Source organism: Vibrio sp. V19_P1S1T109 (genome assembly GCF_002241375.1).
GTDB classification, from domain to species: domain Bacteria; phylum Pseudomonadota; class Gammaproteobacteria; order Enterobacterales; family Vibrionaceae; genus Vibrio; species Vibrio anguillarum.
Map to the genome: position 1 here is coordinate 1 of NZ_NDIM01000116.1, position 3,885 is coordinate 3,885.

Below are 3,885 nucleotides of genomic sequence, written 5' to 3' on the forward strand. Positions count from 1 at the left end.
GTTTATATACTTTATTTCGTCATAACCTGACGTGTCACATTTTACAACTTAAAACCTTCCGTTTCTGTTATCTGCATAACTCCATTTACCTTTTGTAATGTCACCTTTCCATGCCCTGAAGTTTTAACGCTCACTAACGCCTCTCTGGAATCTTTCCGAATACTTCGTGTAATTCCTTATCTAACGTTAACAATCCGTTGTATACCTCTATAGAGTGCGAATTTGATATCCCTTATTTGCCCTAGCTTAGTAAACAATGCCATATTTATAACTGAATAGTCACACCTTCGAGGTAAAAATTATAATCCAAAATGAACAAATTTGAGTTGGTACTCTAACCAATAAATGTCCAATTATGAGTTGGTATACCTTCAGGCTGACAGTGCGGTCTTTTCGTGATTGACCTGCGGATGTGTAAGATCGTGTATGAGTTACTACACTAAAAAACGTTATTAGGCTTACCAACTATTTGTTGGCCAAATCTAAGCCCAAGCATCCTATAAGGCCTTTCTCATGGTTGGACGAGGAAATCAGTTAATGAAATCAGCCACTATTTTTAATAGTTCAGATGCAGGCTTTGCCGAGGTAGGAGTTTTGTAGACCACAACCTTATCGCCGTACTGGACTATAAGGTTTCCGGCATCAGTGAGTGTGACCGATGCGATTGCCTTCTCACCCATCTCGTCTTGTATTATGTGCAGTATGTCTTCCGAAGTCATGAAGTTAACCTCGTGGCCTCAAAGTATGACCCTGAAAAGTAGCTACTGCCAACGATGAATATGTCGTATTTGATTGTTACCTCTCTGGCTAGATTTGTGTGATCTATCTTAGCTTTTAGGCAGTGCTTACATGTTATGAGCCATCGACTCAAAATCTGGGATGACGTTTGGATAGTTAAGTCAAACTCTGCAAAATTCCCTTGTATCCTCACATTATCGACCGTAAACAAATGCAGCGCATCAGTATCTAACAGGCTTAGTTCGTGGATAAGCTCATTCATAGTTTTTCCTTAAAAAGGCTTAGGCAGGCTTGTGTGCCCACCTAAAATCTCTATTTTTTAATTTCTACATTGCTTTGCTTCTGAACTCGTTTGGGCGTCGGCCCTTTGGGGAGGCATGGGACGCAAAATGCCTCATTGATGTTACCTGCGGCAGGGAGCGGTATATTATTACCATTTTCATCTTTTTTATATCTAGCCACTCGACGCACACTAATTCGGTTCCCCGGAACTGAAAGGCCAAGATGGAGGTTCCAACCTTTGAAAATAGCGGACAGTTTACATAGCAACGAATAGGATGTTGATTCATGAACGATTGATTGAAGATAATTTCTAACCTGATATTCGATATCATCCTCGGAGCTAAGGCCTAATGAAGAGATTACGCGAGTGAGATACGTTTCTGGACAAAGAGGTAGGTTCTCATGCTCACAAACAGAAAGCTGTTTCTTTATTAGATAATGCGCGAACGCGTAGATAGTCTCAGACGCCTGACTCTCAAGCCTATGTTTTTTAAAAACTTCTGAAATAAAATGAACAGACAGGGCAAGTTCATTGTGTTCTTCTACATATGCTAATATTTCTGCGGGTTGAAATGACGTTCCCTGCGTTCCGCGAAAAGCATATGGATTTCTGGTCATGTCATATGCTTTGGCGAGCATCGCGACGCGAGAAAGGACAGACGCACTTACCTTAACTCCTGCCATCTCTAAAACTTGCGATCTTGAGCGTATATTTCCCACATCTATATGCGCAAAACTGAGATCGTCAGTAACACCATAAGTAATGGGCGCTATAAACCCAACACAAGCCTCACATGCAGCCTCTAGCCTATGGTGTCCATTCAGAATTTCACCTTCATAAGAAATAATGATTGGCTCACCAGTTAGACACCATTCGCGTCGTTTCATCGATTCAGCGTATTTTCTGACTTTTATTTTACTGAGACGTCGGTTTTTATTTTTTTTATTTACCGAACCTCGACTAGAAAACGTCAACATGTTTCTCGCCAACTGAGGGCTAATAAAAATGGTGGTGTGTTTAAGTGTTGTTTGTACGACCTTTACTCCTGCGTAGTATTTAGCGTTAACCTTGAAGATTTCTTCTAGCTGATCAGGTGTGAGTAACTCAGTAGCATTTTTCAGAAGACTAGTAGAGCTGGCTAGATAACTCGTTCGTTCGCTTTCATCAAATCGATTGACTAGACTGCTGACAATCGAGTTCTCTAGATCTGCATTTGAAAATTCATCGGTATCACTGATATGTGGTTCTGTCATGTTTTTCATCCCTTGCCCTGCCTGTGGCAACATAGTGCGCAATCATGCGAATAAGATTGTGATTCTCGCTCATTATTGATCCGACATTGCTGTCGGATCAAATTTAATTTTTAAATTACACTGCGGCAAACACGATATTGGACATAAAGAGTTGAAAGTTTTGGAACAAAAAATCAGCGGCATGTTGTTTTCGACTAAGGAAAAAACCTTTAAAACCTTGGTTTCAACTATTCCAATGGTTGAAATTGATGCCTATTTTTCTGCTGAGAATGTTCAATCGAAGTTGAAGTGGGTTATTGATGCCGCAACCAATGCGACTAACGTAGATAAGGTAAAGGCTATTCAGGCTGAGCTTGAGACACGAGTAGTCAAGGATGATGTTTTTGCGCCAGTTTCTCTTACCTTTGCTGTTGAGGGTAAGCCAATCTTAGATAGCACGTCCCGCAGTCTGCCGACATTGTCTTTCAATTCAAACAGTACCTATATCGTTGGCAATGTACTTACTTTCATTGCCATTTGTAGGATGCTTGGAGTTAAGACCTTCTTGTTTAGCTCAAGATTAAGCGCAAAAGAAATTAATCAAAAAAGCCTAGCTCGGCAGCGATTAGCTATGGAAAAAGTTGAAATTCGGATTATTTTCGATGATGAAAAAGGGCTAGATGCAACAGACATCGTTCATTTATTTAAAAAGAATGCTCTCTTTGATACAGCTTTAAATCTGCCTCATGTCGGTGATGGAGACTGCTTGTCTAGTGAAGGTGGTTTCCCATTACGTCCATTTATTCTTCAGTTGATTGAAGACACTGATATCGAGTCTTATGGTGGCGTCAGCTTTGATGCTAAGCATGTGAAAGTGTCTGAGAGTACTATCACCACTCAATATGTTTTGTTTAAGTTGCTTGTCGGTGCGGTAGCCGGAGCTGGTACTCAAGAATACAGTAAGATGCCTAAAGACATAACTTTGGAATCAGGAGAGAGCCTCACATCGATACTAGCTGGAGACTATATGAATAATATCTCTGCATTCATGAGTGGATGGCTGAAACCTTTGAAAGAATCGTTTGTCAGCAATCGTTCTGGTTATCAACTGTCTCCTCAAGTTTGGCAAGCGTTAGGTCTCGTTATTTATCAACTAGTGAAGGATGGTATGTCGTCAGAGGAACTTGAAAATGCAGGACGAGAATTGGGCAGTCTTGACTACAGCAAGAACGCTAAACATTGGAAAGGCTGTCCTGTAATGGAACTTGATGCTCAAGGGCGTATTTATAAAAATGCCGCAAACTCTACACGTCAGTTTAGGCTCGGTTTGCAGGAGTACTTCTTGAAAGTGATCAGGGATGAGGCTTGCAATTAATAAAGTACGCAAGTTTCCAGTTCGGCTAATGCCTCTTAAGCACAAGTCCAACACCGATTGAACTGATGTGGCTAGCTTAGAATTGCCCCTTTATCATTTTCGGGCAACAAACTGGCTCGTGATTAGTGGTGATTTTCACTCAAATATTTCTCATGCAAATCCATGCCATTTATGCGAGTTAAATGAATTTAAATGCAGTGCGCTTTGGTGGTGAGTAGCTGTGGGACTAAAGCGTCTTAGTATTATCAACCTAATCG

At 40.8% G+C, this 3,885-nt stretch carries 3 protein-coding genes; 1 reads left to right on the forward strand and 2 read right to left on the reverse strand.

Annotated features, from left to right (window positions below; genetic code table 11):
• Nucleotides 1-530: 530 nt before the first annotated feature.
• Both B9J87_RS17825 and B9J87_RS05520 read right to left on the reverse strand, forming a co-directional pair.
• Nucleotides 531-719, reverse strand: coding sequence for a hypothetical protein (locus B9J87_RS17825; protein WP_094128208.1), 189 nt, complete (start codon nucleotides 717-719; stop codon nucleotides 531-533).
• Nucleotides 720-1,050: 331 nt separating this feature from the next.
• Complete coding sequence (locus B9J87_RS05520) at nucleotides 1,051-2,307, reverse strand: chromosome partitioning protein ParB (RefSeq protein ID WP_094128201.1); 1,257 nt, start codon at nucleotides 2,305-2,307, stop codon at nucleotides 1,051-1,053.
• A gap of 148 nt (nucleotides 2,308-2,455) precedes the next feature.
• On the opposite strand from B9J87_RS05520, the gene B9J87_RS05525 reads away from it, so the two are divergent.
• On the forward strand, nucleotides 2,456-3,628 hold the full coding sequence (locus B9J87_RS05525) for a hypothetical protein (protein WP_094128241.1): 1,173 nt from the start codon (nucleotides 2,456-2,458) through the stop codon (nucleotides 3,626-3,628).
• Nucleotides 3,629-3,885 lie beyond the last annotated feature (257 nt).